The 24,032-nt window shown below is 69.6% G+C and carries 25 protein-coding genes and 1 tRNA gene; 10 read left to right on the top strand and 16 right to left on the bottom strand.

Annotated features, from left to right (window positions below; translation table 11 throughout):
- Positions 1-421: 421 nt before the first annotated feature.
- Positions 422-1,723, top strand: a complete 1,302-nt coding sequence (locus F8O04_RS06230) for a thioredoxin domain-containing protein (RefSeq protein WP_158028408.1) — start codon at positions 422-424, stop codon at positions 1,721-1,723.
- Between the two features lie 138 nt (positions 1,724-1,861).
- On the opposite strand, the gene smpB is transcribed toward F8O04_RS06230, so the two are convergent.
- The 4 genes from smpB to prfB all read right to left on the bottom strand — a co-directional run bounded on the left by smpB (position 1,862) and on the right by prfB (position 5,400).
- Entirely contained in the window at positions 1,862-2,338 is a 477-nt protein-coding gene (smpB, locus tag F8O04_RS06225) for an SsrA-binding protein SmpB (RefSeq protein ID WP_158028407.1), read from the bottom strand.
- Between the two features lie 79 nt (positions 2,339-2,417).
- Entirely contained in the window at positions 2,418-3,329 is a 912-nt protein-coding gene (gene ftsX / locus F8O04_RS06220; protein WP_158028406.1) for a permease-like cell division protein FtsX, read from the bottom strand.
- Positions 3,326-4,210: a cell division ATP-binding protein FtsE gene (ftsE, locus tag F8O04_RS06215; protein WP_158028405.1), complete on the bottom strand. Its 885-nt coding sequence runs from the start codon at positions 4,208-4,210 to the stop codon at positions 3,326-3,328. Before ftsE ends, ftsX begins: the two co-directional genes overlap by 4 nt.
- A gap of 77 nt (positions 4,211-4,287) precedes the next feature.
- Entirely contained in the window at positions 4,288-5,400 is a 1,113-nt protein-coding gene (gene prfB, locus F8O04_RS06210) for a peptide chain release factor 2 (RefSeq protein WP_158028404.1), read from the bottom strand.
- A 73-nt stretch (positions 5,401-5,473) separates the two neighbouring features.
- On the opposite strand from prfB, the gene F8O04_RS06205 reads away from it, so the two are divergent.
- A tRNA-Leu gene (locus F8O04_RS06205) sits at positions 5,474-5,555 on the top strand.
- 3 nt (positions 5,556-5,558) lie between these two features.
- On the opposite strand, the gene F8O04_RS06200 is transcribed toward F8O04_RS06205, so the two are convergent.
- From F8O04_RS06200 to murI, 3 genes are read right to left on the bottom strand one after another with little or no spacing between them, the layout of a single operon-like run.
- A complete protein-coding gene (locus tag F8O04_RS06200) occupies positions 5,559-6,224 on the bottom strand; it encodes a non-canonical purine NTP pyrophosphatase (protein WP_225734900.1) in 666 nt (221 codons plus the stop codon).
- Positions 6,221-6,961, bottom strand: coding sequence for a ribonuclease PH (gene rph, locus F8O04_RS06195; RefSeq protein WP_158028403.1), 741 nt, complete (start codon positions 6,959-6,961; stop codon positions 6,221-6,223). Before rph ends, F8O04_RS06200 begins: the two co-directional genes overlap by 4 nt.
- Positions 6,958-7,833, bottom strand: a complete 876-nt coding sequence (murI, locus tag F8O04_RS06190) for a glutamate racemase (RefSeq protein WP_158028402.1) — start codon at positions 7,831-7,833, stop codon at positions 6,958-6,960. Before murI ends, rph begins: the two co-directional genes overlap by 4 nt.
- Positions 7,834-7,901: 68 nt before the next feature.
- On the opposite strand from murI, the gene F8O04_RS06185 reads away from it, so the two are divergent.
- Positions 7,902-9,224 (top strand): nicotinate phosphoribosyltransferase, encoded by a 1,323-nt coding sequence (locus tag F8O04_RS06185; RefSeq protein ID WP_158028401.1) that lies wholly within the window; start codon positions 7,902-7,904, stop codon positions 9,222-9,224.
- Positions 9,225-9,260: 36 nt separating this feature from the next.
- On the opposite strand, the gene F8O04_RS06180 is transcribed toward F8O04_RS06185, so the two are convergent.
- From F8O04_RS06180 to F8O04_RS06150, 7 genes are all read right to left on the bottom strand, one after another.
- The gene (locus F8O04_RS06180; RefSeq protein ID WP_158028400.1) at positions 9,261-9,548 is read right to left on the bottom strand and encodes a DUF3039 domain-containing protein; all 288 of its coding nucleotides are present in this window, start codon (positions 9,546-9,548) and stop codon (positions 9,261-9,263) included.
- A gap of 113 nt (positions 9,549-9,661) precedes the next feature.
- Positions 9,662-11,155: a dihydrolipoamide acetyltransferase family protein gene (locus F8O04_RS06175; protein WP_158028399.1), complete on the bottom strand. Its 1,494-nt coding sequence runs from the start codon at positions 11,153-11,155 to the stop codon at positions 9,662-9,664.
- Between the two features lie 5 nt (positions 11,156-11,160).
- The gene (locus F8O04_RS06170; RefSeq protein ID WP_158028398.1) at positions 11,161-12,174 is read right to left on the bottom strand and encodes an alpha-ketoacid dehydrogenase subunit beta; all 1,014 of its coding nucleotides are present in this window, start codon (positions 12,172-12,174) and stop codon (positions 11,161-11,163) included.
- Positions 12,171-13,310, bottom strand: a complete 1,140-nt coding sequence (locus F8O04_RS06165; protein ID WP_158028397.1) for a thiamine pyrophosphate-dependent enzyme — start codon at positions 13,308-13,310, stop codon at positions 12,171-12,173. The genes F8O04_RS06170 and F8O04_RS06165 overlap by 4 nt, the downstream gene beginning before the upstream one ends.
- Positions 13,311-13,410: 100 nt before the next feature.
- Positions 13,411-13,932 (bottom strand): Lrp/AsnC family transcriptional regulator, encoded by a 522-nt coding sequence (locus tag F8O04_RS06160; RefSeq protein WP_158028396.1) that lies wholly within the window; start codon positions 13,930-13,932, stop codon positions 13,411-13,413.
- Between the two features lie 16 nt (positions 13,933-13,948).
- A complete protein-coding gene (locus F8O04_RS06155) occupies positions 13,949-15,520 on the bottom strand; it encodes a hypothetical protein (RefSeq protein ID WP_158028395.1) in 1,572 nt (523 codons plus the stop codon).
- On the bottom strand, positions 15,496-16,896 hold the full coding sequence (locus tag F8O04_RS06150) for an ATP-binding cassette domain-containing protein (protein WP_225734899.1): 1,401 nt from the start codon (positions 16,894-16,896) through the stop codon (positions 15,496-15,498). The genes F8O04_RS06155 and F8O04_RS06150 overlap by 25 nt, the downstream gene beginning before the upstream one ends.
- Positions 16,897-17,025: 129 nt before the next feature.
- On the opposite strand from F8O04_RS06150, the gene F8O04_RS06145 reads away from it, so the two are divergent.
- Positions 17,026-17,931, top strand: coding sequence for a hypothetical protein (locus F8O04_RS06145; RefSeq protein ID WP_158028394.1), 906 nt, complete (start codon positions 17,026-17,028; stop codon positions 17,929-17,931).
- Between the two features lie 50 nt (positions 17,932-17,981).
- On the opposite strand, the gene F8O04_RS06140 is transcribed toward F8O04_RS06145, so the two are convergent.
- Positions 17,982-19,145 carry a S1C family serine protease gene (locus F8O04_RS06140; protein WP_188726240.1) on the bottom strand — a complete coding sequence of 388 codons (1,164 nt, stop codon included), beginning with the start codon at positions 19,143-19,145 and terminating at the stop codon, positions 17,982-17,984.
- A gap of 537 nt (positions 19,146-19,682) precedes the next feature.
- On the opposite strand from F8O04_RS06140, the gene F8O04_RS06135 reads away from it, so the two are divergent.
- The 4 genes from F8O04_RS06135 (at position 19,683) to F8O04_RS06130 (ending at position 21,976) form a co-directional block, all read left to right on the top strand.
- Positions 19,683-20,051, top strand: a complete 369-nt coding sequence (locus F8O04_RS06135; protein ID WP_158028392.1) for a hypothetical protein — start codon at positions 19,683-19,685, stop codon at positions 20,049-20,051.
- A 122-nt stretch (positions 20,052-20,173) separates the two neighbouring features.
- Positions 20,174-20,326, top strand: coding sequence for a hypothetical protein (locus tag F8O04_RS14770; protein WP_188726241.1), 153 nt, complete (start codon positions 20,174-20,176; stop codon positions 20,324-20,326).
- Between the two features lie 5 nt (positions 20,327-20,331).
- Complete coding sequence (locus F8O04_RS15160; protein ID WP_263971332.1) at positions 20,332-20,466, top strand: hypothetical protein; 135 nt, start codon at positions 20,332-20,334, stop codon at positions 20,464-20,466.
- A gap of 289 nt (positions 20,467-20,755) precedes the next feature.
- Positions 20,756-21,976 carry a toxic anion resistance protein gene (locus F8O04_RS06130; protein WP_158028391.1) on the top strand — a complete coding sequence of 407 codons (1,221 nt, stop codon included), beginning with the start codon at positions 20,756-20,758 and terminating at the stop codon, positions 21,974-21,976.
- 48 nt (positions 21,977-22,024) lie between these two features.
- Here the strand turns inward: F8O04_RS06130 and F8O04_RS06125 are convergent, their stop codons facing one another.
- Positions 22,025-22,594: a hypothetical protein gene (locus F8O04_RS06125; RefSeq protein WP_188726242.1), complete on the bottom strand. Its 570-nt coding sequence runs from the start codon at positions 22,592-22,594 to the stop codon at positions 22,025-22,027.
- Between the two features lie 119 nt (positions 22,595-22,713).
- On the opposite strand from F8O04_RS06125, the gene F8O04_RS06120 reads away from it, so the two are divergent.
- Together F8O04_RS06120 and F8O04_RS06115 are read left to right on the top strand one after the other, a co-directional pair.
- Positions 22,714-23,148, top strand: coding sequence for a hypothetical protein (locus F8O04_RS06120; RefSeq protein ID WP_158028389.1), 435 nt, complete (start codon positions 22,714-22,716; stop codon positions 23,146-23,148).
- Between the two features lie 43 nt (positions 23,149-23,191).
- A complete protein-coding gene (locus F8O04_RS06115) occupies positions 23,192-24,025 on the top strand; it encodes a nitrilase-related carbon-nitrogen hydrolase (protein WP_158028388.1) in 834 nt (277 codons plus the stop codon).
- Positions 24,026-24,032 lie beyond the last annotated feature (7 nt).

The raw sequence follows: 24,032 nt of genomic DNA, 5'->3' as shown, positions 1-24,032 counted from the left end.
CAGCGGCCCGGGTTCGCCGTGGGGTCGCCCGGGCGAGGGCGAAGCGGACGGACAGCAACACGACCCCCAGGCGTGGGGTCCGCCCGGTCGACACGCGGACGGGCAGGCTCCCGAGCACGGGGGCGTCCCTGCTCAACCGTCGGACGCTCCGAACGGCGGCTCAGCGCCGTCGTGGGGCCAGGGCTCCGCAGGCGGCGGTCAACAGCCGCCTGACGCCAACTGGAACCAAGGATCGGCAGGGGCCGGCCAACAGCCCCCCGCACCGAACTGGGGCCAGGGATCGGCAGGGACCGGCCAACAGCCACCTGACGCCAACTGGAACCAAGGGTCCGCAGGCGCCGGCCAACAGCCCCCCTCACCCACCTGGGGCCAGGGGCCGGCCGCGGGCCCGAACGGCGATTGGAACAACGCGCAGGCTCCAGTGTCGGGTGCCGAGCAGACCTCGGCCGTGCCGGGCTACGAGCAGACCACGGCGATGCCCCAGCAGACTTCCGCGTACGGCCAGGACTCGTCGACCGGCTTCCATCACGACCCGGGCGCCGCGCAAGGCGCCTCCGCCGCCGGTGCCGCAGGGTACGGCGGCGCAGGCTGGCCTCCCCACCAGGGCGACCCGGCCGGCTCGCCCGCTGAGGGGCCGCGAGACGGCCAGAAGAAGCCCTGGTACAAGCGAGCGGCCATCATGATCCCCGCGATCGGCGGCGTCGTGCTGCTCATCCTGGCGGCCATCGGCATTCCGCTCGGCATCCATCTGACCAACGTGGCCAAGGGCGATCAGCTGGCCGACGACTTCACTGCGGCCCTCGAAGCGCATAACTCCACGTGGACCCAGGACGAGATCGACAAGGTCGCCAATGTGGTCGTTTCCGAGGCACTGGCCGAGAACGCCGACTTCAACTCGCAGAACTCGTCGGTGATGAGCGACTTCGAGGCGCGCTGCGAGGGCGTCGCCACCGCAGCGACCACGCTCGAAACGCTCGCGGCCTCACCCGTCCCGTCGCTCGCCGAAGAAGACGGCGCCGACGCGTCGGCGAAGTACCAGGAGGCGCTCGAGACGAGCAATGGCCTCGCTGAGCGACGCGCCGCCGTCGAGACCCTCACCGGCACCGGCGTCGAGGCCATGACCGCGCTCAGCGAGTTCTGCACCGTGTACCCGCAGTACAACTCGCTGCTCAACACGTACGTCGTCAACCTCACCACGACGCTCCAGGACTCCCTGACGATCGCGAACGGCAGCGACATCGAGTTCGGCAACGGCCTCTTCATCACGTGCACCTCGTCGGGCGGATGCCCCAACTACGGCACGCAGGAAGGTCGCGACGCCTACGCGAACGCGATCGATGCGACCAACACCGCCTACTACAGCGACACGGCCGAGCTGGCGGGCGCGCAGTGCTTCCTGCCAGAGCTCGAGGACGTCTGCGCGACGATGGCGAGCGAGTACCAGGCGACCGCCGACGCCTACGCCGAGGCCGCACAGTCGATGCGCACGGAGCAGCCGAACCTGACCGCCGGCGAGCGGCCGTTCCCGAACACGTTCGATCTCCTCGACGCCGCCGATCAGGCGCGCGCGGCGGCCGACAGCGCGATCGATTCGGCCTGGCAGGCGGCCGACCCGAACGCGGCGGGCGATTCAGGAACGGGATGGCAGGCACGCAGCATCAAGGGCATCCTCGCGGGGCACGAGACGGTCGTGACCGACGCGGTGGCACAGCTCGGCAGCTAACTCCCGCCACCGGCTCGCGATGGCGGCTCTCCCCCACCGGGGTGGGCCGCCATCCTCGTGATGGCGGAACGCTCACCACGAACGGGTTTGGACACCACGAACGGGTTTGGACACGGCAGCAACGACCGAAGCGAGTCGCTACTCGCCCAGGTAGCGGCGCTGCGACACGGCGCGCTCGGCTTCGCGGCGATCCTGCCGTTCGCGCAGCGCGTGGCGCTTGTCGTACTCCCGCTTTCCCTTCGCGAGCGCGAGCTCGACCTTGGCGCGCCCGTCGACGAAGTACAGCTGCAGCGGGATCAATGTGTAGCCGCCCTGCTTGACCACCTGGTCCAGCTTGCGAATCTCGTCCTTGTGCAGGAGGAGCTTGCGCTTGCGGCGGGGCGCGTGGTTGTTCCAGGTGCCCTCGAGGTACTCGGGAATGTGCACGGCGTCGAGCCAGGCCTCGCCGCGATCGATGTAGCCGTACCCGTCGACGAGCGACGCGCGGCCCTCTCGGAGCGACTTCACCTCGGTGCCTGAAAGCACGAGGCCCGCCTCGTAGGTGTCTTCGATGAGGTAGTCGTGCCGAGCCTTACGGTTCGTCGCGACGACCTTGTGGCCTCGTTCCTTCGCCATGCGCGTCCCCCTTCCCGTGCGGCGCGACCTCTCAGCCTACACGCGCGGTGCGCTCGCGCGACGACGCGGCCCCGGCCTCTCAGACGCGCAGGTAGCGGCGAATGGAGATCGAGGCCGAGGTCGCAGCCAGCAAGACGCCGATGACGAGCAGGATCGGTATGACGAGGAGCACGTCGGTCATGCCGATGAATGACGTGAACGGCATGCTCTGGGCGAGGAAACCACGCACGTAGACCTGCACGATGACCGCGAGGGCTGCCGACGCGAGCACCGCGCCAATGACCGCCGCTACGACGCCCTCGAGCACAAAGGGTGCCTGGATGAACCGGTTGGAGGCGCCGACGAGGCGCATGATGCCGAGCTCGCGACGGCGGCTGAACGCGCTGAGGCGGATGGTGGTCGACACGAGCAGGGCAGCTGCCACGAGCATGACGACCGCGATCGCGATGGCCGCGATGCTTGCACCGTTGAGCGCGTCGAACACGGGCTCGAGATACTGGCGTTGATCCGTGACCGACTCCACGCCCGGCATGCTCGACAGCGTTTGCACGAGCACCTCGGCGTCATCCGGGTCGGTGAGCGTCACCCAGAAGGCCTCGTTGAGGTAGTCGGGTTCGACGAAGTCGACGATGGGGTCGCCCGCGAACTGCTGCTGGAAGTTCGCATACGCCTCCTCCTGTGTCTCGAAGGCGATCGTCTCGACGTAGGGGGCGAGCACCTCCCCGCGCAAGGCCACGTCGATCGCTTCACGCTGCTCGTCCGTGACGGCGCCGCCGGCGCAGTTGGCGGCGGACGATAGGTCGTTGCAGAGATCGACAGCCACCTGCGCGCGTTCGAACCACTCCGATTTCATCGCCGACACCTGCAGCTGCAGGAGCACCGAGGCGCCGATGAACGTGAGCGACACGAACGTCACGAGGATCAGCGAGATCACCATTGTCGAGTTGCGGCGGATGCCCTGCCACATCTCCGCCAGTACGAGCCTCGTCATCGGGTCGTCCCCGTTTCGCCCTTGGCGCCGCGCGCCGTGCTGTCGGGAGCATCCGCATCGGTACCGGCGTCACCGTCCGGCGTGCGGAGGCCGAGGTCCCTCGCGGTGATCCGATCGGCCATCGAGTCGGCGATCGTGCGCCGCCTCGACGATTCCCGGACAGCACCCTGAACCGGTGCCTGTGCCGGCTCGACCAGCTCGGGCTGGTATACGCCGCTTCGCTCGTCGCGCACGATCGCGCCCTCGGCGAGCTCGATCACGCGAAGGCGGTGCTCGTCGACGATCGACTGGTCGTGCGTGGCCATGACGACGGTCGTGCCGTTCGCGTTGATTCGGCTGAGCAGCTTCATGATGCCCCGGCTCGTGTCTGGATCGAGGTTGCCGGTCGGCTCGTCGGCCAGCAGGATCGCCGGCCTGTTGACGACCGCGCGTGCGATGGCGACTCGCTGCTGCTCACCGCCGGATAACTCGTGCGGGAATCGGTCCTGCATGCCCGCGAGGCCGACCGTCTTGAGCACGTCGGGCACCGCCTCGGCGATGAGCCCGCGGGAGCGGCCGAGCACCTGCAGTGCGTAGGCGACGTTCTCGCGGACCGTCTTCTGCGGAAGCAGCCGGAAATCTTGGAACACCATGCCGAGGTTGCGACGGTAGTGCGGCACCTTGCTGCCGGGAATGGCCCGCAGGTCTTGCCCGAGCACGTGCACGTCGCCGCTCGAAGGCACGTCTTCACGCAGCACGAGGCGCAGCACGGTTGATTTGCCCGAGCCGCTCGGGCCGACGAGGAAGACGAACTCGCCCCGCTCGACCTCGAAGGTGAGGTCGGTGACGGCAGCGCGCTGCCCGCCGGGGAACGCCTTGGATACGCTGTCGAATCTGATCATGGCGCGACAAGCGTAGGCGCGGTGCTCCCAGTTCCCGCGCGCGACGCGCGGGGCGGATTTGGATGCTCGAGGCGCGCCTACGCGGCCTCGGCCTGCAGCTTCTTGCGCCAGCGGATACCGGCCGCGATGAACCCGTCGAGATCGCCGTCGAAGACCTTGTCGGGATTCGACGACTCGTGCTCGCTGCGCAGGTCCTTCACCATCTTGTACGGCGCGAGCACGTACGAGCGCATCTGGTCGCCCCAGCTGGCCGTGATGTTGCCGGCGAGCTCCTTCTTCTTCGCCGCCTCCTCTTCGCGGCGGATGAGGAGCAGCCTCGACTGCAGCACGCGCATGGCGGCGGCGCGGTTCTGGATCTGCGACTTCTCGTTCTGGCAGCTCACGACGATGCCGGTCGGGACGTGCGTGATTCGCACGGCCGAGTCGGTCGTGTTGACCGACTGGCCGCCGGGGCCGGACGAGCGGAAGACGTCGACCCGGATGTCGTTCTCCGGAACGTCGATCTGGTCCGTCTGCTCGATCAGCGGGACGACCTCGACGGCGGCGAAGCTCGTCTCGCGGCTCCCGGCCGAGTTGAAGGGACTCATGCGCACGAGCCGGTGCGTGCCTGCCTCGATCGAGAGCGTCCCGAAGGCGTAGGGCGCGTCGACCTCGAGCGTCGCCGACTTGATGCCGTGGTCGGCGTAGCTGGTGTCGAGCAGGCTCGTCTTGTGGCCGTGCTGCTCAGCCCACCGCACGTACATGCGCAGCAGCATCTCTGCGAAGTCGCTCGCGTCGTCGCCACCTGCTCCGGCGCGGATCGTGATGACGGCGGGCCGCTCGTCGAACTCGCCGTCGAGCAGCGTCTGCACCTCGAGCACGCCGACGGCTTTCGAAATCGAGGCGAGCTCGCGGCGCACCTCTTCCGCGGTCTCCTCGTCATCACCCTCGACCGCCATCTCGGCGAGCACCTCGATGTCGTCCAGACGCCTGTCGAGCGCTTCAAGCCGCTTGAGGTCGGCCTGCGCGTGGCTGAGCCTGCTGGTGACACCCTGCGCACGCTCGGGGTCATCCCACAGGTCGGGCGCCGATGCCTCGACTTCAAGTTCGGCGACCTGGGCGCGCAGCGCCTCCGGGTCCATGACGTCGCTGATGTCGCCGAACGTCTGGCGCAGCGCCTGGAGTTCGGCCTGGATGTCCAAGTTGATCATGATCCTCCCAGGCTACCGGGCGGGATGCGGGCGCCCGTTCCATGCTCGGCGCCACCGGTAGAATCGGGACCGCGCGGGCGTGGTGGAATTGGTAGACACGCAGGATTTAGGTTCCTGTGCTCCCGAGCGTGGGGGTTCGAGTCCCCCCGCCCGCACGGTCACCCCTCGCGGAGCCCGAGCGACGCTCGGAGGCGAGGCAGGAGCGCTTCGAACGCCCGGCGTCGATGACTGCGCGCGTCCTTCTCATCGGCCGACAGCTCGGCCGCGCTGCGGTCGTCGCCGTCGTCCGGCGCGAAGATCGGGTCGTACCCGAAGCCGCCCTCTCCCCTGACCGCGCGCAGGAGGCGACCGCGCCATTCGCCGCGCACGGCATCCGCAACGTCCGCGTCGCCCGGTGCGAACGCACTGGGCACCACCATGGCCGCTGCAGCAGTGAAGGCCGCCGTGCGGTGGGCATCCGGTACGTCGGTCAACTGCCACAGCAGCAGGTCGACGTTCGCGCGGGCGTCCTTCGCTGGGCCCGACCAGCGGGCCGAGAAGATGCCGGGGGCGCCCCCGAGCACGTCCACGCAGATGCCCGAGTCGTCGGCGATGGCCGGCAGCCCCGTGTGCTCGGCGGCCGCGCGAGCCTTGATGAGCGCGTTGGCCTCGAAGGTCACGCCGACCTCTGCCGGCTCGGGCCCGTCGTAGGCGCGCAGCTCGATTCCCTCGAGGCGCGGGCCGAGGATGCGACGAAGCTCTTCAAGCTTGTGCGCATTGTGCGAGGCCAGCACGACCGGGATCGACGCGCCTGCGGCGCGGGCATCCCCAGCGCCCGTGCTCACTCCGCCCCCGTCAGGGCCTCGCGCTGCAGTTCGGTGAGCCGCGTCGTGCCGATGAGGGCGAGGTCAAGCAGGCGATCGAGCTCGGCGCGGTCGAACGGCCGCCCCTCCGCCGTGCCCTGCACCTCGATGAAGTCGCCGGAGCCGGTCACGACGACGTTCATGTCGGTGCCCGCCTTCACATCCTCGACGTACGGCAGGTCGAGGACGGCCCTGCCGTCGACGATGCCGACCGAGATCGCCGCGACCGAATCGGAGAGCACCTCGGACTTCGGCCGCACGTGGCCCGCGCCGCGAGCCCAGGCGATCGAGTCGACGAGCGCGACGTACGCGCCCGTAATGGCGGCCGTGCGCGTGCCACCGTCGGCCTGCAGCACGTCGCAGTCGAGAACGATCGTATTCTCGCCGAGCGCCTTCATATCTACGACGGCGCGCAGCGATCGCCCGATGAGGCGCGAGATCTCGTGCGTGCGGCCCCCGATCTTGCCCTTGACCGACTCGCGCGAGCCGCGCTCATTGGTGGCCCGCGGGAGCATGGCGTACTCGGCGGTCACCCAGCCCTTGCCCTGCCCGGTGAGCCATCGCGGCACCCCGGGTGTGAAGCTCGCCGTGCACAGCACGCGGGTTCGGCCGAAGGAGATGAGGGCCGAGCCCTCGGCCTGCTCGCTCCAGCCGCGCTCGATCGTGACTGGGCGGAGCTCATCGAGCTCGCGGCCGTCTGGTCGTTGGGTCGTTGTCATGGGTCCTCCGTCGTGCGGGCGGTCGGCGGTGCGGTTGCGGGCACGGATGCCGCGCCCGGCGGCAGCGTGATAGCGGCGGTCTCGAGGTGGCCGACGTGGTCGACGTCGGGCCCGAGGAAGCGGTGTGCGAGCCGCACGAACGCGTCCGTGTCGGGCCCCGTCTGGCGGTACGAATAGGTCGGCGCGGCGCCCGAACGATCGAGCAGCCCGTTCGACGCCAGTTGGCGATAGACGTCCTGGGCGGTCTCGACGTCGCTCGAGACGAGCGTGACGCCGGGCCCCATGACGTAGCCGATGACACCCTTGAGGAAGGGGTAGTGCGTGCATCCGAGCACCACCGTGTCGACGTCGGTGCCCTTGAGGGGCGCGAGGTAGCCCTCGGCGAGTCGCACGAGCTCGGGGCTCGTCGTGTCGCCCCGCTCGACGTACTCGACGAACGCGGGGCACGCGCTCGCCGTGATCTCGACGTGCGGGGCCGCCTCGAACATGTCCTGGTAGGCGTGCGAGTCGATCGTCGTGGCGGTGCCGATGACCCCGACTCTGCCGTTGCGCGTCGACGACACGGCGGCGCGGACGGCGGGGGCGATGACCTCGATGACGGGCACGTCGTAGCGCTCGCGGGCATCGCGGAGCACGGCCGCCGAGGCCGTGTTGCAGGCGATGACGAGCAGCTTGACGCCCTCGGCGACGAGCTCGTCGAGCACCTCGAGCGAATAGCGGCGCACGTCGGCGATCGGTTTCGGGCCGTAGGGGGCGTGGCGCGTGTCGCCGATGTACCGGAGCGACTCGCCGGGCAGCTGCGCCCGGATCTCCCGCGCGACCGTGAGCCCGCCGACGCCCGAGTCGAAAATGCCGATGGGTGCGTTGCTCACGAGCGACGATCCTACCGCCGGGCCCCTGTCCACCCGGCCGAGGTCGTCCCCTCACGTAGGCTTCCGGCGTGACCACCGACTTCGCCTCGACGGCACTGCTCACGGACCAGTACGAGCTCACGATGATCGACGCCGCGCTCAATGCCGGCACGGCCGATCGGGATTGCGTCTTCGAGCTCTTCGCCCGCAAGCTGCCGGCAGGCCGCCGGTACGGAGTGGTCGCCGGCGTCGGGCGGGCCCTCGAGGCGCTGCAGCGATTCCGGTTCCGCGACTCAGAGCTGGAGTTCCTGCGCGAGCGCGGCATCGTTCGCGACGAGACGCTGAGCTGGCTCGCCGACTACCGGTTCACGGGCAACATCCGCGGGTATCGCGAGGGCGAGCTCTTCTTCCCCAACTCCCCGCTGCTCGAGGTACACGCCGGATTCGCCGAGGGGGTCATCCTCGAGACCCTGCTGCTGAGCATCTACAACTACGACTCCGCGGTCGCGAGCGCGGCCTCGCGAATGGTGAGCGTGGCGCAGGGCCGCCCGCTCGCCGAGATGGGGTCGCGGCGGACGGGCGAGCACTCCGCCGTCGCCGCGTCGCGAGCCGCCTACATCGCCGGCTTCGACGCTACGAGCAATCTCGAGGCGGGCCGCACCTGGGGCGTGCCGACGATGGGAACGGCCGCGCACTCGTTCACGCTGCTGCACGACACCGAGCGCGACGCGTTCGTCGCGCAGCTCGAGACCCTCGGGGTCGGCACGACGCTCCTTGTCGACACCTACGACGTGGGCCGCGCCATCGAGCTCGCCATCGAGGTCGCTGGGCCGGGGCTCGGGGGCGTTCGGCTCGACTCGGGCGACCTGCCGACCCTCGTGGCAGAAGTGCGGGCCCACTTGGATGCCCTGGGCGCGACGTCGACGAAGATCACGGTGACGAACGACCTCGACGAGTTCGCCATCGCGGGCCTGTCGTCCGCGCCGGTCGACTCGTACGGCGTCGGCACCTCGGTCGTCACGGGCTCTGGCGCCGTGGCGTCCGGGATGGTCTACAAGCTGGTCGCCCGCCGTGACGAGGCGTCGGGCGAGTGGGTATCGGTTGCGAAGGCCTCGACGGGGAAGGTCTCGATCGGCGGCGTCAAGCATCCCGTGCGGCGTCGCGACGAGCGCGGCGTCGCGACGGCCGAACTCGTCGGCATCGGCGACGCGTCCGTCGGCGACGGCGACGACCGCGAGCTCGCCGTCGACCTCGTGACCGACGGCGTGGTCGACGAGCGCTGGCTCGGGGCCGCCGGGGTCGCCGCCGCTCGGGAGCATTGTGCAGCCGTGATCGCTGAACTCCCGCTCACGGCCCTGCGGCTGCGGGCGGGCGATCCGGCCCTCTCCACGGTCTTCGTCGACGGGGATTAAGGGTCAACGGGCAGTAAGGGCGGCGTCCCGAGACGCCTATGCGTTCATCTTCTCGAAGATGGCCTTGCACGCGGGGCACACGGGGAACCGGTCGGGGTTGGAGTTCGGCAGCCACTTCTTGCCGCAGAGCGCGCGCACCGGCTTGCCGGTCACGGCCGATTCAAGAATCTTGTCCTTCGGCACGTAGTGCGCGAACTTGTCGTGATCGCCGGGATCGCTGGTCTGTTCTTCTTCGAGCAGTTCCTCAAGCTCACGATCGAGCACCGACGTCGAGCCGCCGGTGCCAGGGCTCTCGGGGCCTGCAGGGGGAAGCGTGCTTGACATGCCGGACAGTTTACGCCCCCGCCGGGCGACCCTTTCGCTGCGCACCGTTCTCTCGGGCGACAGCCACGTCCCGGGGAGCCTCGACGGGCGCGGGCGCAACCGCTCGCTCCCTGTCACAGATCGGCGAGCGCAAGCGTGGGTCGTTCGATCGCCTTCGCAACGGTCGTGATGAACCCGCTCGCGACATCGCCGTCGCAGACGCGGTGATCAAACACGAGCGTGAGCGTCACGATCGTGCGCACCACGATCTCGCCGTCGACCACCCACGGCCGCTCGAGCATCCGCCCGATGCCGAGCATCGCCACCTCGGGATGATTGAGGATCGGCGCCGAGCCGTCGACCCCGAACCCGCCGTAGTTGTTGAGCGTGAACGTGCCGCCGCGCAACCGTTCGGAAGGGAAGATGCCATCGGCGTGGTTGCGGGCGATGTCGTCGATCGCGTCACGCAGCCCGCGCAGCGAGAGCGCCGAGGCGTCGTGGATGACGGGAACCACGAGACCGCGCGCGGTCTGCGCCGCGATACCGAGGTTCACGGCGTCATACTGCGCGACCTCACGACCGTCCGCCGAGATATTCGCGTTGAGCACGGGGTACTTCCGGAGCGCCGCGACCGCGAAGCGTCCGATGATCGCCGCCATCGAGAATCGCTCGCCCGTCTCCTCGCGCAATTGCTCTCGCAGCGCGAGCGCGCCCGTGGCATCGACCTCCAGCCAGATCGTCGCCTCGGGTACCTCGCGGCGCGATCGCGAGAGATGCTCGGAAACTGCCGCCCGCATGCCCGTGATGGGGATGCGCGTGACGCCGGCGGCGTCGTCGCGCCCGCCCAGGCCGTCGGACCACCCGCGCGCCGTCGCGGCGTCGGGGGCGGCGCCTGCCGCTTCGGCCTCCGGCGTCGCCCCGTGCGCGCCCGTGCCGCGCCCGCTCGCGCCGACGGCCGTGATCGCGGCCTGCACGTCCTCTCGGCGAACCACGCCGTCGGGAGCGGTGGGGGCGAGATGTGATGCGTCGAACCCGTTGTCGAGCGCCAGTCGGCGAACGAGCGGCGAGACGACGCGCGAACGGCGCGAGGGGTCGACGGGCGCGGGGTGTACGCCGGAACCTTCGTTCAGCGATGACACGGGCGGCGGCGCACCGGCCGCAGTGCCGCGACGCCGGAACCGCCCGCCGGCGGGGCGCGCGAGCCGCGTCGTCGCTGTCGTCGTGCCGTATCCGACGAGCACGGCACCCGAGCGACCGTGTTCGGCCGAGTCGTCGGGAGCGGGAGCGGCCGCGGGGACGAACGACGGGGCCGACGGCGATGCCTCGCCCGGCAGCGCCGAGGACGCTGCGGCGGGCTCGGCGGCCGGACCCTGCTCAGGGGCGGGGCGGTCGTCGTCGGCGACGACCGAGATCACGGGATCGCCGAGTTGGATGGTCTCGCCCACCCCGGCGTGCAGCCTCGAGACCACACCGGCGAATGGTGACGGCAGCTCGACGACCGCCTTGGCCGACTCGACCTCCACCACGGGCTGATCGATCGTGATCGTGTCGCCCTCGGCGACGAGCCAATTGACGACGCTCGCCTCGGTGAGCCCCTCACCGAGATCAGGCAGCAGAAACGACTTCATCCAGCTCACCACTCCCAGGTGTCAAGTGCCGCGAGCACGCGCTCGGCGGTCGGCAGGTAGTAGCGCTCGAGCTTCGGCGACGGGTACGGCACGTCGAAGCCGGTGATGCGCAGGATGGGCGCGGCGAGCGAGAAGAACTCGCGCTCCGTGACGCGGGCGGCCACCTCGGCCCCGTAGCCGCAGAACTGATGCGCCTCGTGAATGACGGCGGCGCGATTCGTCTTGCGCACCGACGCGCCGATCGTCTCGTCGTCGAAGGGTGACAGCGAGCGGAGATCGACGACTTCGACCGACAGACCTTCATCGGCGCCGAGATCGGCCGCCTCGATGGCGGTCGCGACCGTCGGGCCGTAGGCGAGCAGCGTCACGTCGGTCCCCTCTCGCACGACGGCGGCACGATTCGAGGGCGCCGCTTGCACGGGCAGGTCGAGATCGGCCTTCGTCCAGTACCGGCTCTTCGGCTCCAGGAACATGACCGGATCGTCGAGCGCGATCGCCTCCCGGAGCATCGAGTACGCGTCGGCGGGGTTCGAGGGGGTCATAACGGTCAGGCCGGGCGTGTGGGCCCAGTACACCTCGGAGGAGTCAGAGTGGTGCTCGACGCCGCCGATCCCACCCGCGTACGGGACCCGCACGACGATCGGCAGTCGCACCGCGCCGCGCGTACGGTTGCGCTGCTTCGCGAGGTGCGAGGTGATCTGCTCGAATGCGGGGTACGAGAACGCGTCGAACTGCATCTCGATCACGGGGCGCATCCCGTTCATCGCCATCCCGATCGCCGTGCCGACGATGCCCGCCTCGGCGAGCGGCGAATCCCACACCCGCTGATCGCCGAAGTCCCGGGCGAGACCGTCGGTGACGCGGAACACGCCGCCGAGGGGCCCGACGTCCTCGCCGAAGATCACCACGTTCGGGTCGTCTTCCAGCGAATGGCGAAGCGCCTGCCCCAGGGCCGCAGCCATCGTGACCTGGCCCGATGCCGTGCGCCCCTCGGCTGCCCGCGTTGACGGTGTGCTCATCGGGCGCCTCCGCTCCCGATCGCGGGTTCGGCACTCGCGAGCTCGGCTTCGAGGAAGGCCCGCTGCTCGAGCAACGAGGTGCGCTCGGCCGAATAGACGTGATCGAAGATCTCCAGCGGATCTAACTCCGGGGTCGCATTCATCGCATCGCGCGTGGAGGCGGCGAGATGCTCGGACTCCTCCTGCACGCGGAGGCGGTCTTCATCGCCAAAAGCCTCGCGGGCCTCCAGGAACTTTTCGAGCCGCGCGATCGGATCGCGCTCCTGCCACGACCTGCGCTCGTCGTCCTCGCGGTAGCGCGTGGGGTCGTCGGAGTTGGTGTGCGACTCGATCCGGTACGTGTAGGCCTCGACGAGCGTCGGGCCCCCGCCCGCCCGGGCATGCGCCACGGCGTCTCGCAGCACCGCGAGCATCGCCGCCGCGTCATTGCCGTCAACATAGTGCCCGGGCATGCCGTAGCCGACCGCGCGGTCGGCGAGGGTACGGGCGGCGAACTGCCGCCGCGTCGGCGTCGAGATCGCGTACTGGTTGTTCTGGATGAGGAACACGACCGGCGCATTCCACACCGAGGCGAAGTTGAACGCCTCGTGGGCGTCGCCCTCGCTCGAGGCGCCGTCGCCGAGCATCGCGAGGCACACGGTGTCTTCGCCCCGTCGCGTCGCCGCGGTCGCGAAGCCCACAGCGTGCAGCGCCTGGGTGGCGAGGGGCGTCGACTGCGGCGCCACGGCGTGCTCGTAGGGATCGAACGCCATGTGCCAGTCACCGCGGAAGAAGCTCAGGATGGACTCGGCGTTCACCCCCCGATCGAGAAGCGCGATCGTGTCGCGATAAGTCGGGAACAGCCAATCGCCCGGCAGAAGGGCGCGCGATGCGGCAATCTCGGCCGCCTCCTGGCCGAGGGCGGACGGGTAGGTGGCGAGCCGCCCCTGGCGGGTGAGTGCCGTGACCTGCGTGTCGAAGCGCCGCGCGACCGACATGCGCCGGTGCATGTCAACGAGATCGGCGATCGGGGGCAGCGCGAACCCGCCGTGAGCGTCGCCGGGCGCGAGTTCGCCGTTCGGCTCGATGAACCGGATCGGTTGCTCGGTCGGCAGCGTTGCAGTACCTGGGCGCGGGGGCACGACATCGTGGCTCATTCCCCCATTGTTCCGGGCGCCCGGGCAGCCGGAACATGCCTGCGGAACAAGTCAGTACAGGGTGATCACGTGTGCGCCCGTACGGATGACGATCGAACGTCTACCGCGTACTTTCCGTGCCGTTCGTCCGATTCCCCGACCAGTACTCGGGCCACTTCGCGCCCGGCCGCTCCCCCTCGCGCTGATCGAGCACGATGTAGGACTGCGTCGAGACGACGCCCGGGATCGTGTGGATGCCCTGCAGGATCGTGTTCCGCAGGGTCTGCTGGTCGGGCACGGCGACGTTGACGACGAAATCGACCTCGCCGGAGACCGAGAGCACGCGTTCGACGAACGGCATCTCGGCGATGCGGTCGTGAATGCGCTGCCAGTTGCTCTCTTCGATCTTGACGAACACCAGTGCCGAGAGGACGAGACCGATGGACTCGCGATCGACCGTTGCCGCGAATCCCGTGATGACGCCGTCCGCGATCAGCCGCTGCACCCGCGAGTGCGCCGCGGTGCGCGACAGATGGAGCCGCTCGGCGAGCGCCCGCACCGAGAGGCGCGCGTCGTTCGAAAGGGCGGCGATGATCGCGCGGTCGGTACGGTCGAGGGGGCGCCGGGTGCTGTTGTCGCTCATGCTCGTCGCCTCGGGATCACGCGCTCGTGGCGAATGTCATGAGGTCGCTCGACGCCGTTTCATAGCGTCGACCGCCCGCGACGATGCCCCAGGCCAGCACGCAGGCGCCGACCACGACTCCGGCTCCCAGCGCGACGAGGTGGAGCCACCACGTTTCCGTGACCAGACCGAAGATACCGGCCGTGATCGCCGGAGCGGCCGCGACGAACGCGAGGAGCCCGGTCACCGGATGCGTCCACGCCGCGGCGCCCCACGAGCTCACCGGCTGCGAGAAGGGCGAATCACCGGGGCGGGCGACCGCGTACGGGAAGATGACGCTCGTGATCGACGAGATTCCCGTGGCCGAGAGCAGCAGGCACAGGGAGACGCCGAGCACGGAAATCGCCACGAACCACTCGCCGGTGATGAGGCCCGTAACCGCAGAACCGAGTGCGACGAAGACGCTCCCGGCCCAGAGCGTTGGCAACGCCCGGCCCAATCGATCGCTGCGACCATCCATCGGTGCCGTGATGTGCAGCCAAAGGGCGGTGCTGTCGAACGCGAGGTCATTGTGCAACGCCCATCCGAAGAAGAAGCCGAGGAGCGGCACCGGCAGCAGCACGAGCACCGTTTCCGGCACGCCCGCGAGCGCGAGGGGCACAAGGGCGAGCAGCGGGACCAGCACGACGACGGTGAGCACCACGCGATACCGGGGGTCGCGCAGCCAGTACGTCACCGTCCGAGCTGCGACGGCACCAGCCGGCGTGCGGCCGAGCGCACCGATGAGGCCGAGATCGAGCTTGGCCGAGGCGGGGCGCCGACCAAGCGCGCCCTGAGCCAGCCTCGTGCCGAGCCAGAGCCACACGGCGACCGCGATCGCGAGCGTCGCGACGCCGATGCCCAGTTGCACGATCGCCGGGACCGTGCCCGCTGTCACCAACGTCGCGGGGGCCGCGAGGGCGGCGCCGAACGGCGACCAGGCGAGGCCGGCGGCGACGAGGCGAATCACGGTGCCGGCGCCCGATTCCCACGGCGCGGTCACGAGCACGAACAGGACGGGCGACGCGGCAAGCACCGCGACGAGCATGGTCGCCGACAGCACATCGCTCGCGATCCCCCGGTCGCTCGTGAGCCGACCCGTCAACGAACCGAGCCTCGCGAGCGTGACCATCAGCATCCACGTCACGACCGCCCCCGCAAGCCCGAGGCCGAGGGATGCTGGTTCGTCGCGCCACAGCGCGACGTAGCCGGCCAGCACGATCGCGAGGCAGAGCGGAGCGACGCCGATGAACGACGAGAGCAGCGACTCCCACGCCGCGACAACAGGCTTCCGGCCCGACATGATGAGCGCCCGCGGGTCGATCGCCGGCTCGGCAGCCGACGCGGAGACGAGGAACGAGCCGATGGCGACCATCGTGCCGGCCACGACGGCGACTGCTCCTCGCATGTCGGCATCGCGCTCCCACATGGCCCCGATGACCAGGAGCGCGAGCACGGCAAGCAGGCAGGTGACGGCGATCGCGATGATGGCGGTCGCCCGCTCGGGGGCGTCGTGCCGGACCGAGCCCTTGATGCTCTGCGTCTTCAGCTGAAGGAGATGCCCAGCCAATCCAGCCCCTCCGTCTGTCGCGGGCCGCGCACGATGTCGCGGAACCTCTCTTCGAGCGTGACATCGCCGCGCACCTCGGCGACCGTGCCGTCGGCGAGGATCTCACCATCGACGATGACCGCGACGTGGTCGCAGACTCGCTGCACGAGATCCATGCTGTGACTTGAGAGCATGACGGTGCCGCCCCGGTCGACGTACTCGAAGAGGATGTCGGTGAGCTGACCCGCCGACACGGGATCGATCGATTCGAACGGCTCGTCGAGCACGAGGAGATCCGGCGAGTGGATGAGCGCGGATGCCAGTGCGACCTTCTTCGTCATGCCCGCCGAGTAATCGACCACGAGCCGGCTGGCCGACCGGCTCAGCTCGAAGGTGTCGATGAGCGACGCCGCGCGCGCCCGCGCCTCGTCGGCGGGAAGTCCCCTCAGCACGCCCGTGTAGTAGAGCAGCTGCGCCCCCGTCAGCTGATCGAAGAGCCGAAGCCGGTCGGGGAGGATGCCGATGTGCGACCGCGCCTTCGCCGACGCTCGCCAGACGTCGACCCCGAGCACGGTGGCGCTGCCCGAGGTCGGCCGCAGCAGCCCCGTCACCATCGACAGGGTCGTGGTCTTCCCCGCGCCGTTCGGTCCGACGATGCCGAAGAACGAGCCCTTGCGCACCTCGAGCGACACGTCTCGAACGGCAACCGTGGTGCCGAACGCCTTTGTGAGCCCCTCGACGCGCAGCACGGCCTCGCCGAGCTCGCGGTGCGGGGCTTCCGTGACGCGGGCCACTGGGGTCATGGTCGACAGCCCGGCGGCGGTCGCGACGCCGAAGCGAAGGTCGCGCTCGGGGCGGGGCGGCGCGGGCGACGACTCGATGACGTCGACCGGCTCATCGTCGAGCCCCGACGCGTCCGACTCGCCATCGTCCTGCGCGCCACCGGGCGTCTCGGTCTCGGAGCCGGCCTCCGGCTCGGCCGCCTCGGTCACCTCAGCATCTGGCTCGGCCGGCTCGGCATCCACCTGGACTGCCTCGGCATTGGCCTCAGCCACCTCGGCATCCGACTCCGTCACCTCAGCATCCGACTCCGCCGCCACGGCATCCGCTTCAGGCGCTTCGCCCTCGGCACCTTCGTCGCCCAGCTCGGCGGCAGTCACCACGCTGTCATCGACATCGAGATCGCGCTCGTCGTCAGCTGCAGCGTCGCCGTCTTCCGGCTCGTGCCCGCTGTCGGCCTCACCGGCCTCCGCGGGGCCCTCAACCAGAATGGGGTCGACCATGGTCGGCGTCGGCCGCTGGGCAGTGCGCTGCGCCATCGATGCATGATCGACGTCGTGCTCGTGCTCCCCCGGGTCCCGATCGCCGAACGACTCTTCTGACGGTGCGAACGACATCGCACAACGGTACCAAGCTCCACCGGACGTTCATGCTCCCCGCGCGCACAGAAACCTCCTTCCAGGCTCGCCCGCCTAAGCTGACGCCGCCAGGCGTGCCGGTGAACGCCGTGAACGGAGGTGCTCGACATGCACGATCGCGAGTTCAGAGCCGCGGGCGGTCCCGCCGAAGCGCGAAGGGACGATCTGCGTGACGACCCCGCGCTTGCCCCGATGCCCCCGCGCGTCGAACGTGAGCACCCCTCCCCCGCGATCTCCACCGGGACCATGGACCGCTATCTCGCCATCCAGCGCCCAGTCGTCCTTGCACAGATCCGGCGTCTACGCCGCAAGCATCCCGACGCCACTCCGGCAGAGCTCCTGCGCCGCATTGAGTTGCAGTTCCTCAACACGGTCACGGCGACGGGCGGCGGCACGGGCGCGGCAGCCGTCGTACCCGGAATCGGAACCGCTGCCTCCCTCGCCATCTCGGGCGCCGAGACGATCGCGTTCCTCGAGATGACCGCGCTGTACGGCCAGGCCGTCGCAGAGCTGCACGGCTTGGCACTCGCCGACCCCGTACGGGCGCGCACGCTCGTGCAATCGCTCATCGTGGGCGAGGTCGCCAAGGACATCATCACGCAGCTCGCAGGCCAGGTCACGGGCAAGGGCCCCAGCAAGCAGGACTACTGGGGCGAGCTCGTCGCGCGCGGCCTTCCTCGTGTGCTGGTGAGCGATGCCGCCGTGCGCATCCGTGACGCGTTCCTGCGACGATTCGTTGCCAGCGCCACGGGGCGCACGCTCGGCCGCATCATTCCCTTCGGTGTCGGCGCGGTCGTCGGCGGTGCGGGAAACCGGATGCTCGCGAAACGCATCGTGCGCAACGCCGCGGAGGCGTTCGGTCCTGTGCCGGCGAGCTTCCCCCTCGATCTGCACCCCGACGCGCTCGTCCGCGAGGACGACTCCCAACGATCCGCGCTCGAGATGTCAAAGCGGGGGCCCTTCGCATTCTTCCGGCTGCCACGGCACGCAACGATGGCGGAGCTGGAGCCGTAGCGCTCCGGCGCCCCGTCGCGGGGGCGTCGGCGACGAGCCTGGCCGGGCGGCTACGCCGCGCTGTCGAGCACGACCTCGATGGTCGAGGTCTCGCCCTGGCGGTAGACGTCGACGTCGACCGCGGTGCCTGCCTCGAAGAGTCGTGCGTACGCGAGCAGGTCGCCGGGGCCCGTGACGGGCAGACCCGCGACCGACGTGACGATGTCGCCCCGCCGCAGGTCAGCGCGCGCGGCCGCTCCACCACTCGTGACCGCGTCGATGTATGCGCCCACGACCGTGGGGCCGCTCGGCGTGACACTGGTGGAGCTCATGACGCTCGCGCCAAAGGCCCCATGGCTCGGCGTGCGTCCGGCGATGAGGTCCTCGGCGACTCGCAGGGCGACGTTGCCCGGAATGGCGAAGCCGAGGCCGATGCTTCCCGATGCGTGAGACGTCTGCGCACTCGACGTGGTCGCGATCGCGACGGCGATGCCAATGACCTGGCCCGAGAGGTTCACGACGGGGCCACCGGAGTTTCCCGGGTTGATCGCGGCGTCGGTCTGGAACACGGCGAGGTGGATCGTGGACGACCCCGGTGGACCCGGCGTCGCCGTCGGACCGGTTTCGTTCGTCGCATCCAGGTTCGTGTCGGTCTCGGGCGGCACCGCTGACGAGACGATCTCGATGGACCGGTACTCTCGCGACACGACGCCGCTCGTCACGGTGCCGGCGAGCCCAAGCGGCGAGCCGAGCACGACGGTCGGGTCGCCGACCGTGACCTCGGTCGAGTCGCCGAAGCTCGCCGGCGTGAGGCCCTCTGCGCCGTCGAGCCGGATCACCGCCAGGTCGGCCAGGGGATCGAGTCCGACGAGCGTGGCCTCGAACACGCGGCCGTCGGCCACCGTGGCCCGCACGTCCGCATTGTCGACCGTGCCGTCGAGCGTGATGACGTGCGCGTTGGTGAGGACATAGCCGTCGTCTCGGAGCACAATCCCCGAGCCGGTCTCGCTGCGCGACTCGGTCGAGACTCGCAGAGATACCACGCTCGGCGCCGCGTACTCCGCGGCCGCATGCACACCGGTCGTCGAAGCCCCGCCATCGCCGATGACAGGAACGCTGCCGGACAGGCCGCCGATGCCCCGCGGCGCGATGAACGCCCAGACGACGAGGCCGCCGATGAGGCCGCCGACGACGGCTATGGCAAGCGCCGACAGCAGGAGAGCTCGGGGTCGCATGGCGACCTTCGACGGTTCACGACGTCCGTTCCGATTCGAGTGGATGCTGTGGAGGTGCGCTCCGGATGCGTCGGTTGCATTGCTTCGCGGACCCGGCGTCGTCGGGGCGGTCGTCGACTCGGCGCGCCGTGTCTCAATGCGATTGCGTGCCTCGGCGCGGAGCCGCCTGGTGCGCGCTTCGGCTGCGCGTCGCACCGTCTCGGCTCTCGCCACCGCGGCGGCTTCGGCGACTTTGGCGTCTCCCTCGTCGAGAGTCACCGCTTCGAACGTCGTGGCGCCGGCCCCCGGATCACGAGGTGTCGGCGTCGCGGCAGTCGAGTCGGCAGGCATTCGAGGTTCCTCGTTGCGGGGAGTAACGGCGCGTCTCGGCGCCCGTGTCTGCATGCTAGGTCACGCGGGCGCCGCGTGTCCGATGCCGCGCCGCACCTCTGACGCCACGACACGCCGACTTCCGTACAGGTTCATGCCTTGTTCCGTTCGACTGGGCGCACTAGCGTCAAGAGGCACACTCGCGGCGCGATCACGGAGGAACCCCCTATGCCCACCTTTGCCGTTCTCCTGCAGTACGAAGTCGTGTCGGGTCTCATCATCGAGGCGGACGACGAAGACCAGGCGGCCCAGCTTGCCAGCGAGTTCGAGGCGACTGCCCACGAGGCGATCTCCGACAGCGACGCCGTGCGCGTCTCGAGCCGCCTCTGGGGCGACGGCACGATCGAGGTGGAGCCGGCCGACACGGAGGAAGACGCCGAGGACCTGCTCGACGAGTGGATCGACGAGCTCGACGACGAGAGCAGCGACGCCGACGATGAGGACGACGAGGTCGACGTCGACCTGGTCGACGACACGGCGGACGACACCGCCGTCGACGACACCGTCGACCAGGACGACGAGAACGAGGGCAAGTAGGGAGCGCCGAGCGCCACTCCTGACAAGGCCGTGGGCTGAACGCGGCTATCGGCCGAACGTACAGTGCCGTCTCATCAGGGAATTGTCCGACGTCAGGACGACCGAGATTGAAGGTTGCCGCTATGCCCATGGCAGCGTTCAACGTCGTCATGACCGCTGGATCGGGGCTTTTCTTCGCGCGCGTTGCCGCGGTCGTGATCTTGCTCACCGTCACCGCCATTGTGGCGATCATCCTCGATCGCAGGACCTCGGCACTCGCAAAGGCCGCAGACTGAGTCCCGTGTGCGTCATTCTGTTCGACGAATCCGATGTCGACGAGATGACCGCCCTCGCCGAGCTCACGGGTGGACGAATTTCTGATGCGTCGAGCGATAATCTCGCCTCACTGTTCAAGGAGATCCGGGGGTACCTGTGAGTCGCTGGGCGAAGGCCCTCGTCGCGGGCGCCACGACGCTGGTCGCGGCGCCCGTTGCGCATCGGCGAGCTGCTCGGTGGCATCCGCGCGCTCGCGGGCATGCCCTCCCTCCGTGGCCGGGGACTCAGCACGAGTCCTTCCTGCATTCCCGCTTCGCGGACGCCCGCACACCAGCGATCCTTGACCTGGGTACGCCTCACGCAGTCGAGGCGCCCGCGCCCGCGGCGGTGGCGGACGTCGCCCATGAACCCCACGCAACACGCCCCCCGGGCCAGAACGGAGCCTTCGCATGAACGACAAACTCGAGCCGCCCGCCGAAGTCGAACTCATCGACGCCAAGCCGCCCGTCGAGCCGGTACAGCCGGAGTCCTCGACCGACATGCTGCCCGACGTGCCGCCGGAGCAGCTGCTCGATCTCAAGCAGCGCGCCGGCACGTGGGCGAGTCACGTCGCCTCGCTGCGCCCCAAGACCCCCGAGTTCATGGAGCAGGTGCGCGCGATCCAGAACGTGGCTCGCCAGGAGATCACCGCATCGTCGAACGCCACCAACCGCTTCCTGCAGACGAGCCTGCAGCAGGCGAAGGGCGGCGGCGGCTCCGGGCACCAGGCCGATGTCGCCGGGACCCTCGTCAACCTCCGCAACACGGTCGAGGAGCTCGCGCCCGACCGGCAGGACTTCTTCTCACGACTAACCCGGGCCCTTCCCTTCGGCAACCGGATGCAGCGGTACTTCCGCCAGTACGAGTCGAACCAGGAGCAGCTCAACACGATCCTCCTCGCGCTGGACCGCGGCCAGGACATGCTTCGGCGCGACAACGCGGCCCTCGCGATCGAACGGAAGACGCTGTGGGAGACGATGGGCGAGCTGAAAAAGCTCGATGCACTGCTCGCCGAGCTCGACGTCGCCGTGAACGACAAGATCGGCGCGCTGCGGGCCTCGGGTGACGAGCAGGCCGCGAGCACGATGGAGACCGAGGTGCTGTTCGCCGTGCGCCAGCGGCGCATGGACGTTCAGACGCAGATCGCCGTCTCAGTGCAGTCGTACCTGTCGATGGACCTGATCCAGGACAACAACCTCAAGCTCATCGACGGCGTCGAACGCGCCAAGACCACGACCATGACCGCCCTCCGCACGGCCGTCATCGTCGCCCAGGCCCTCGAGAACCAGCGGCTCGTGCTCGACCAGATCGACGCCGTGAACCGCACGACGAACACGATGATCGACCGCACGAGCCAGCTGCTGCGCGAGAACGCGGGCCGTGTGCAAGAGCAGGCCGTCACCTCGGGCGTCTCGATCGAGACGCTCCAGCGCGCCTACGACAATCTGTTCGCCACGCTTGACGAGGTCGAGACGTTCCGAAAAACGGCGAACGAGAACTTCGCAACTACGATCACGAGCCTGCAGGGGCAGGTGGCGACCGCCGAGCCCTACCTGGAACGGGCGCGGCGCGCGGAGCTCGAGAACGAGAGCGGGGACGAAGCCGGCGATACGCCCGCACTTCGGCCGTAGCCCCGCGCCGGCTCCCTGACCCGCTCGCGGGGAGGCGCGCCGGAACCGTCACGAGGGGATCGTGCCCGGCTCCGTGTCGGTCGTGGCCTCGTACTTTGCCGCGCGTTCCTGGTCGCGCGCGAGTTCGGTCGGCAGGTATCGGTTCAGGTGCGCGGTCCACCACGTCGCGAGCGGACCGAGCAGGAGCCCGGGAGCGGCGACGGCTCCCCACGAAACGCCGAACACGAGCGCAGGCGCCGGATCCAGCCCGGGGCCGGCGGCGATCGCGAGCTGCAGGATGACATTGGCGATGATCGTCTGGGCGAGCAGGGCGAGTGGGAGGCCGACGAGCACGACCGCCTGCATGGCCGAACGGGTACCCCGGTGGTGCGGCCGCAGAATGCGGACGCCGAGGAACGAAGCGATGACGATCGACACGACACCGATGACCGCGAAGGCCCACGACGAGCCCGAGCCGCCCGTGAACAGCTGCGGAATGCCGACGAAGGCGAACCCGAAGCCAGCGGCTGCGAACGGCCCCGCCACGAGGCCCGCGACGAGGGCTCGTCGGCGGGCGGCGGGGCGAAGGCGCACGCGCGCCTGACGCAGGTGATCTCGGACAGAGCGGTTCGTCGTCATGCCCACTATTCTCCCGCAGGTAGCCCCGTCGACCGCGGCGCCCGCCCGTCGACGGCGTCGACATGGCATCCCGGCGGCGAGGTCACGGTCCCCGAAGTGGAGCGACTAACCTGAAGATCATGTCGATCGAGGTGGATGCGGGAGCGGGCGCGGTCGCCACGGGTGCGCCGAGCGGGCGGCAGCGCGCGGTCGCCATCGCCGCCGAGATCTTCGGCCCCAAGCCTCGTGAGGCGGCCATCTGGGGCGCCGGAATCGGCGTCATCTTCGGCCTGCCGCTCATCTTCGGCTACTTCATGATCCACTTCTGGGCCGTGCAACTCGTCACGGCCGTGCAGTTCGGCGACGAGACCCTCGACACGTCCGACGACGTGTACGGCGTGCTGTTCATCGTCGCGGTCGTCGTGCTGGTGTTCTCGTTCGTCGGCACGGTCGGCCTCACCACACTGGTCGCCTACGTTCGACGGACGAGTCTCAGCACAATCCTGTTCGTTGCGTTCCTGGTGAGCTTCATGCCCTATGTGCTGTTCTTCCAGCTCGTCATCGTGACCGGCTGAACAGGCGGCCACGAGTCGCCGACACGCAAGAATCGAGGAGCAGATGCGCGTCGCCATCATTCAGATCGCGAGCCCCGACGACGAAACCATCGACGAGCGCCGTGTGCGCGTCGAACGCCAGCTCGTCGACGTCGCGCCCGTCGACCTCATCGCCCTGACCGAGCTCTGGGGCGTCGGATTCAACGACTTCGATCGCTACCCGGGCGCCGCCGAACCGCTCGACGGTCCGACCGTGGCGCTCGCGCGCCGGGTCGCCACCGAGCGCGGTTGCTGGGTGCACACGGGCACGTTCATCGAACGCGATGACCAGGGCTCGCTGCACAACACCGGCGTGCTCGTCGATCCGGAGGGGCTCATCCGTCACGTCGCCCGCAAGCTGCACGTCTTCGGGTACAAGTCGCGCGAGCCTGAGTTCCTCACGCCAGGAGACCATCTGCAGGTCGCCGAGACGCCCTTCGGCCGGCTCGCCGTCGTCGTCTGCTACGACCTGCGGTTCCCCGGCCTCTGGCAGGAGCTCAGCGATCGCGGTGCCGAGCTCGTGATCGTGCCGGCCGCCTGGCCGATGGCCCGCGCCGAGCCGTGGCGCGTGCTGGCGCAGGCCCGCGCGATGGAGCATCAGCTGTGGATCATCGCCGCGAACGCCGCGGGCGTGCACAACGGCGTCGAGCTCGCCGGCTCGAGCCTCGTTGCCGCGCCCAACGGCAAGCTCGTCGAAAGCGCCGGCCACGCGCCGGGCGTGACGATCGCCGAGTTCGAGCCCGAGCGAATCCACGCTATGCGGGAGCACTTCCCCGTGCTCGGGGGACGCCGCGACGACTACGCCGCGCTCGCCCCCGGGGCAACCCACGTGAGCGCCGGCACCCGCGCGCGCGAGTAGGCTCGAG

This window comes from Pseudoclavibacter endophyticus, from assembly GCF_008831085.1.
In the GTDB taxonomy this organism is placed as follows: domain Bacteria; phylum Actinomycetota; class Actinomycetes; order Actinomycetales; family Microbacteriaceae; genus Pseudoclavibacter; species Pseudoclavibacter endophyticus.
The sequence above is the reverse complement of the archived record's forward strand: the minus strand, read 5'-3'. Positions and strand labels throughout refer to the sequence as shown.

Excerpts from the sequence above, each read along its gene's own strand:
- smpB (WP_158028407.1), bottom strand. The coding sequence starts at position 2,338 with ATGGCGAAGGAACGAGGCCACAAGGTCGTCGCGACGAACCGTAAGGCT.
- ftsX (WP_158028406.1), bottom strand. The coding sequence starts at position 3,329 with ATGACGAGGCTCGTACTGGCGGAGATGTGGCAGGGCATCCGCCGCAAC.
- ftsE (WP_158028405.1), bottom strand. The coding sequence starts at position 4,210 with ATGATCAGATTCGACAGCGTATCCAAGGCGTTCCCCGGCGGGCAGCGC.
- prfB (WP_158028404.1), bottom strand. The coding sequence starts at position 5,400 with ATGATCAACTTGGACATCCAGGCCGAACTCCAGGCGCTGCGCCAGACG.
- rph (WP_158028403.1), bottom strand. The coding sequence starts at position 6,961 with ATGACAACGACCCAACGACCAGACGGCCGCGAGCTCGATGAGCTCCGC.
- F8O04_RS06180 (WP_158028400.1), bottom strand. The coding sequence starts at position 9,548 with ATGTCAAGCACGCTTCCCCCTGCAGGCCCCGAGAGCCCTGGCACCGGC.
- F8O04_RS06175 (WP_158028399.1), bottom strand. The coding sequence starts at position 11,155 with ATGAAGTCGTTTCTGCTGCCTGATCTCGGTGAGGGGCTCACCGAGGCG.
- F8O04_RS06170 (WP_158028398.1), bottom strand. The coding sequence starts at position 12,174 with ATGAGCACACCGTCAACGCGGGCAGCCGAGGGGCGCACGGCATCGGGC.
- F8O04_RS06165 (WP_158028397.1), bottom strand. The coding sequence starts at position 13,310 with ATGAGCCACGATGTCGTGCCCCCGCGCCCAGGTACTGCAACGCTGCCG.
- F8O04_RS06160 (WP_158028396.1), bottom strand. The coding sequence starts at position 13,932 with ATGAGCGACAACAGCACCCGGCGCCCCCTCGACCGTACCGACCGCGCG.
- F8O04_RS06150 (WP_225734899.1), bottom strand. The coding sequence starts at position 16,896 with ATGTCGTTCGCACCGTCAGAAGAGTCGTTCGGCGATCGGGACCCGGGG.
- F8O04_RS06145 (WP_158028394.1), top strand. The coding sequence starts at position 17,026 with ATGCACGATCGCGAGTTCAGAGCCGCGGGCGGTCCCGCCGAAGCGCGA.
- F8O04_RS06140 (WP_188726240.1), bottom strand. The coding sequence starts at position 19,145 with ATGCGACCCCGAGCTCTCCTGCTGTCGGCGCTTGCCATAGCCGTCGTC.
- F8O04_RS06135 (WP_158028392.1), top strand. The coding sequence starts at position 19,683 with ATGCCCACCTTTGCCGTTCTCCTGCAGTACGAAGTCGTGTCGGGTCTC.
- F8O04_RS14770 (WP_188726241.1), top strand. The coding sequence starts at position 20,174 with ATGCCCATGGCAGCGTTCAACGTCGTCATGACCGCTGGATCGGGGCTT.
- F8O04_RS06130 (WP_158028391.1), top strand. The coding sequence starts at position 20,756 with ATGAACGACAAACTCGAGCCGCCCGCCGAAGTCGAACTCATCGACGCC.
- F8O04_RS06125 (WP_188726242.1), bottom strand. The coding sequence starts at position 22,594 with ATGACGACGAACCGCTCTGTCCGAGATCACCTGCGTCAGGCGCGCGTG.
- F8O04_RS06120 (WP_158028389.1), top strand. The coding sequence starts at position 22,714 with ATGTCGATCGAGGTGGATGCGGGAGCGGGCGCGGTCGCCACGGGTGCG.
- F8O04_RS06115 (WP_158028388.1), top strand. The coding sequence starts at position 23,192 with ATGCGCGTCGCCATCATTCAGATCGCGAGCCCCGACGACGAAACCATC.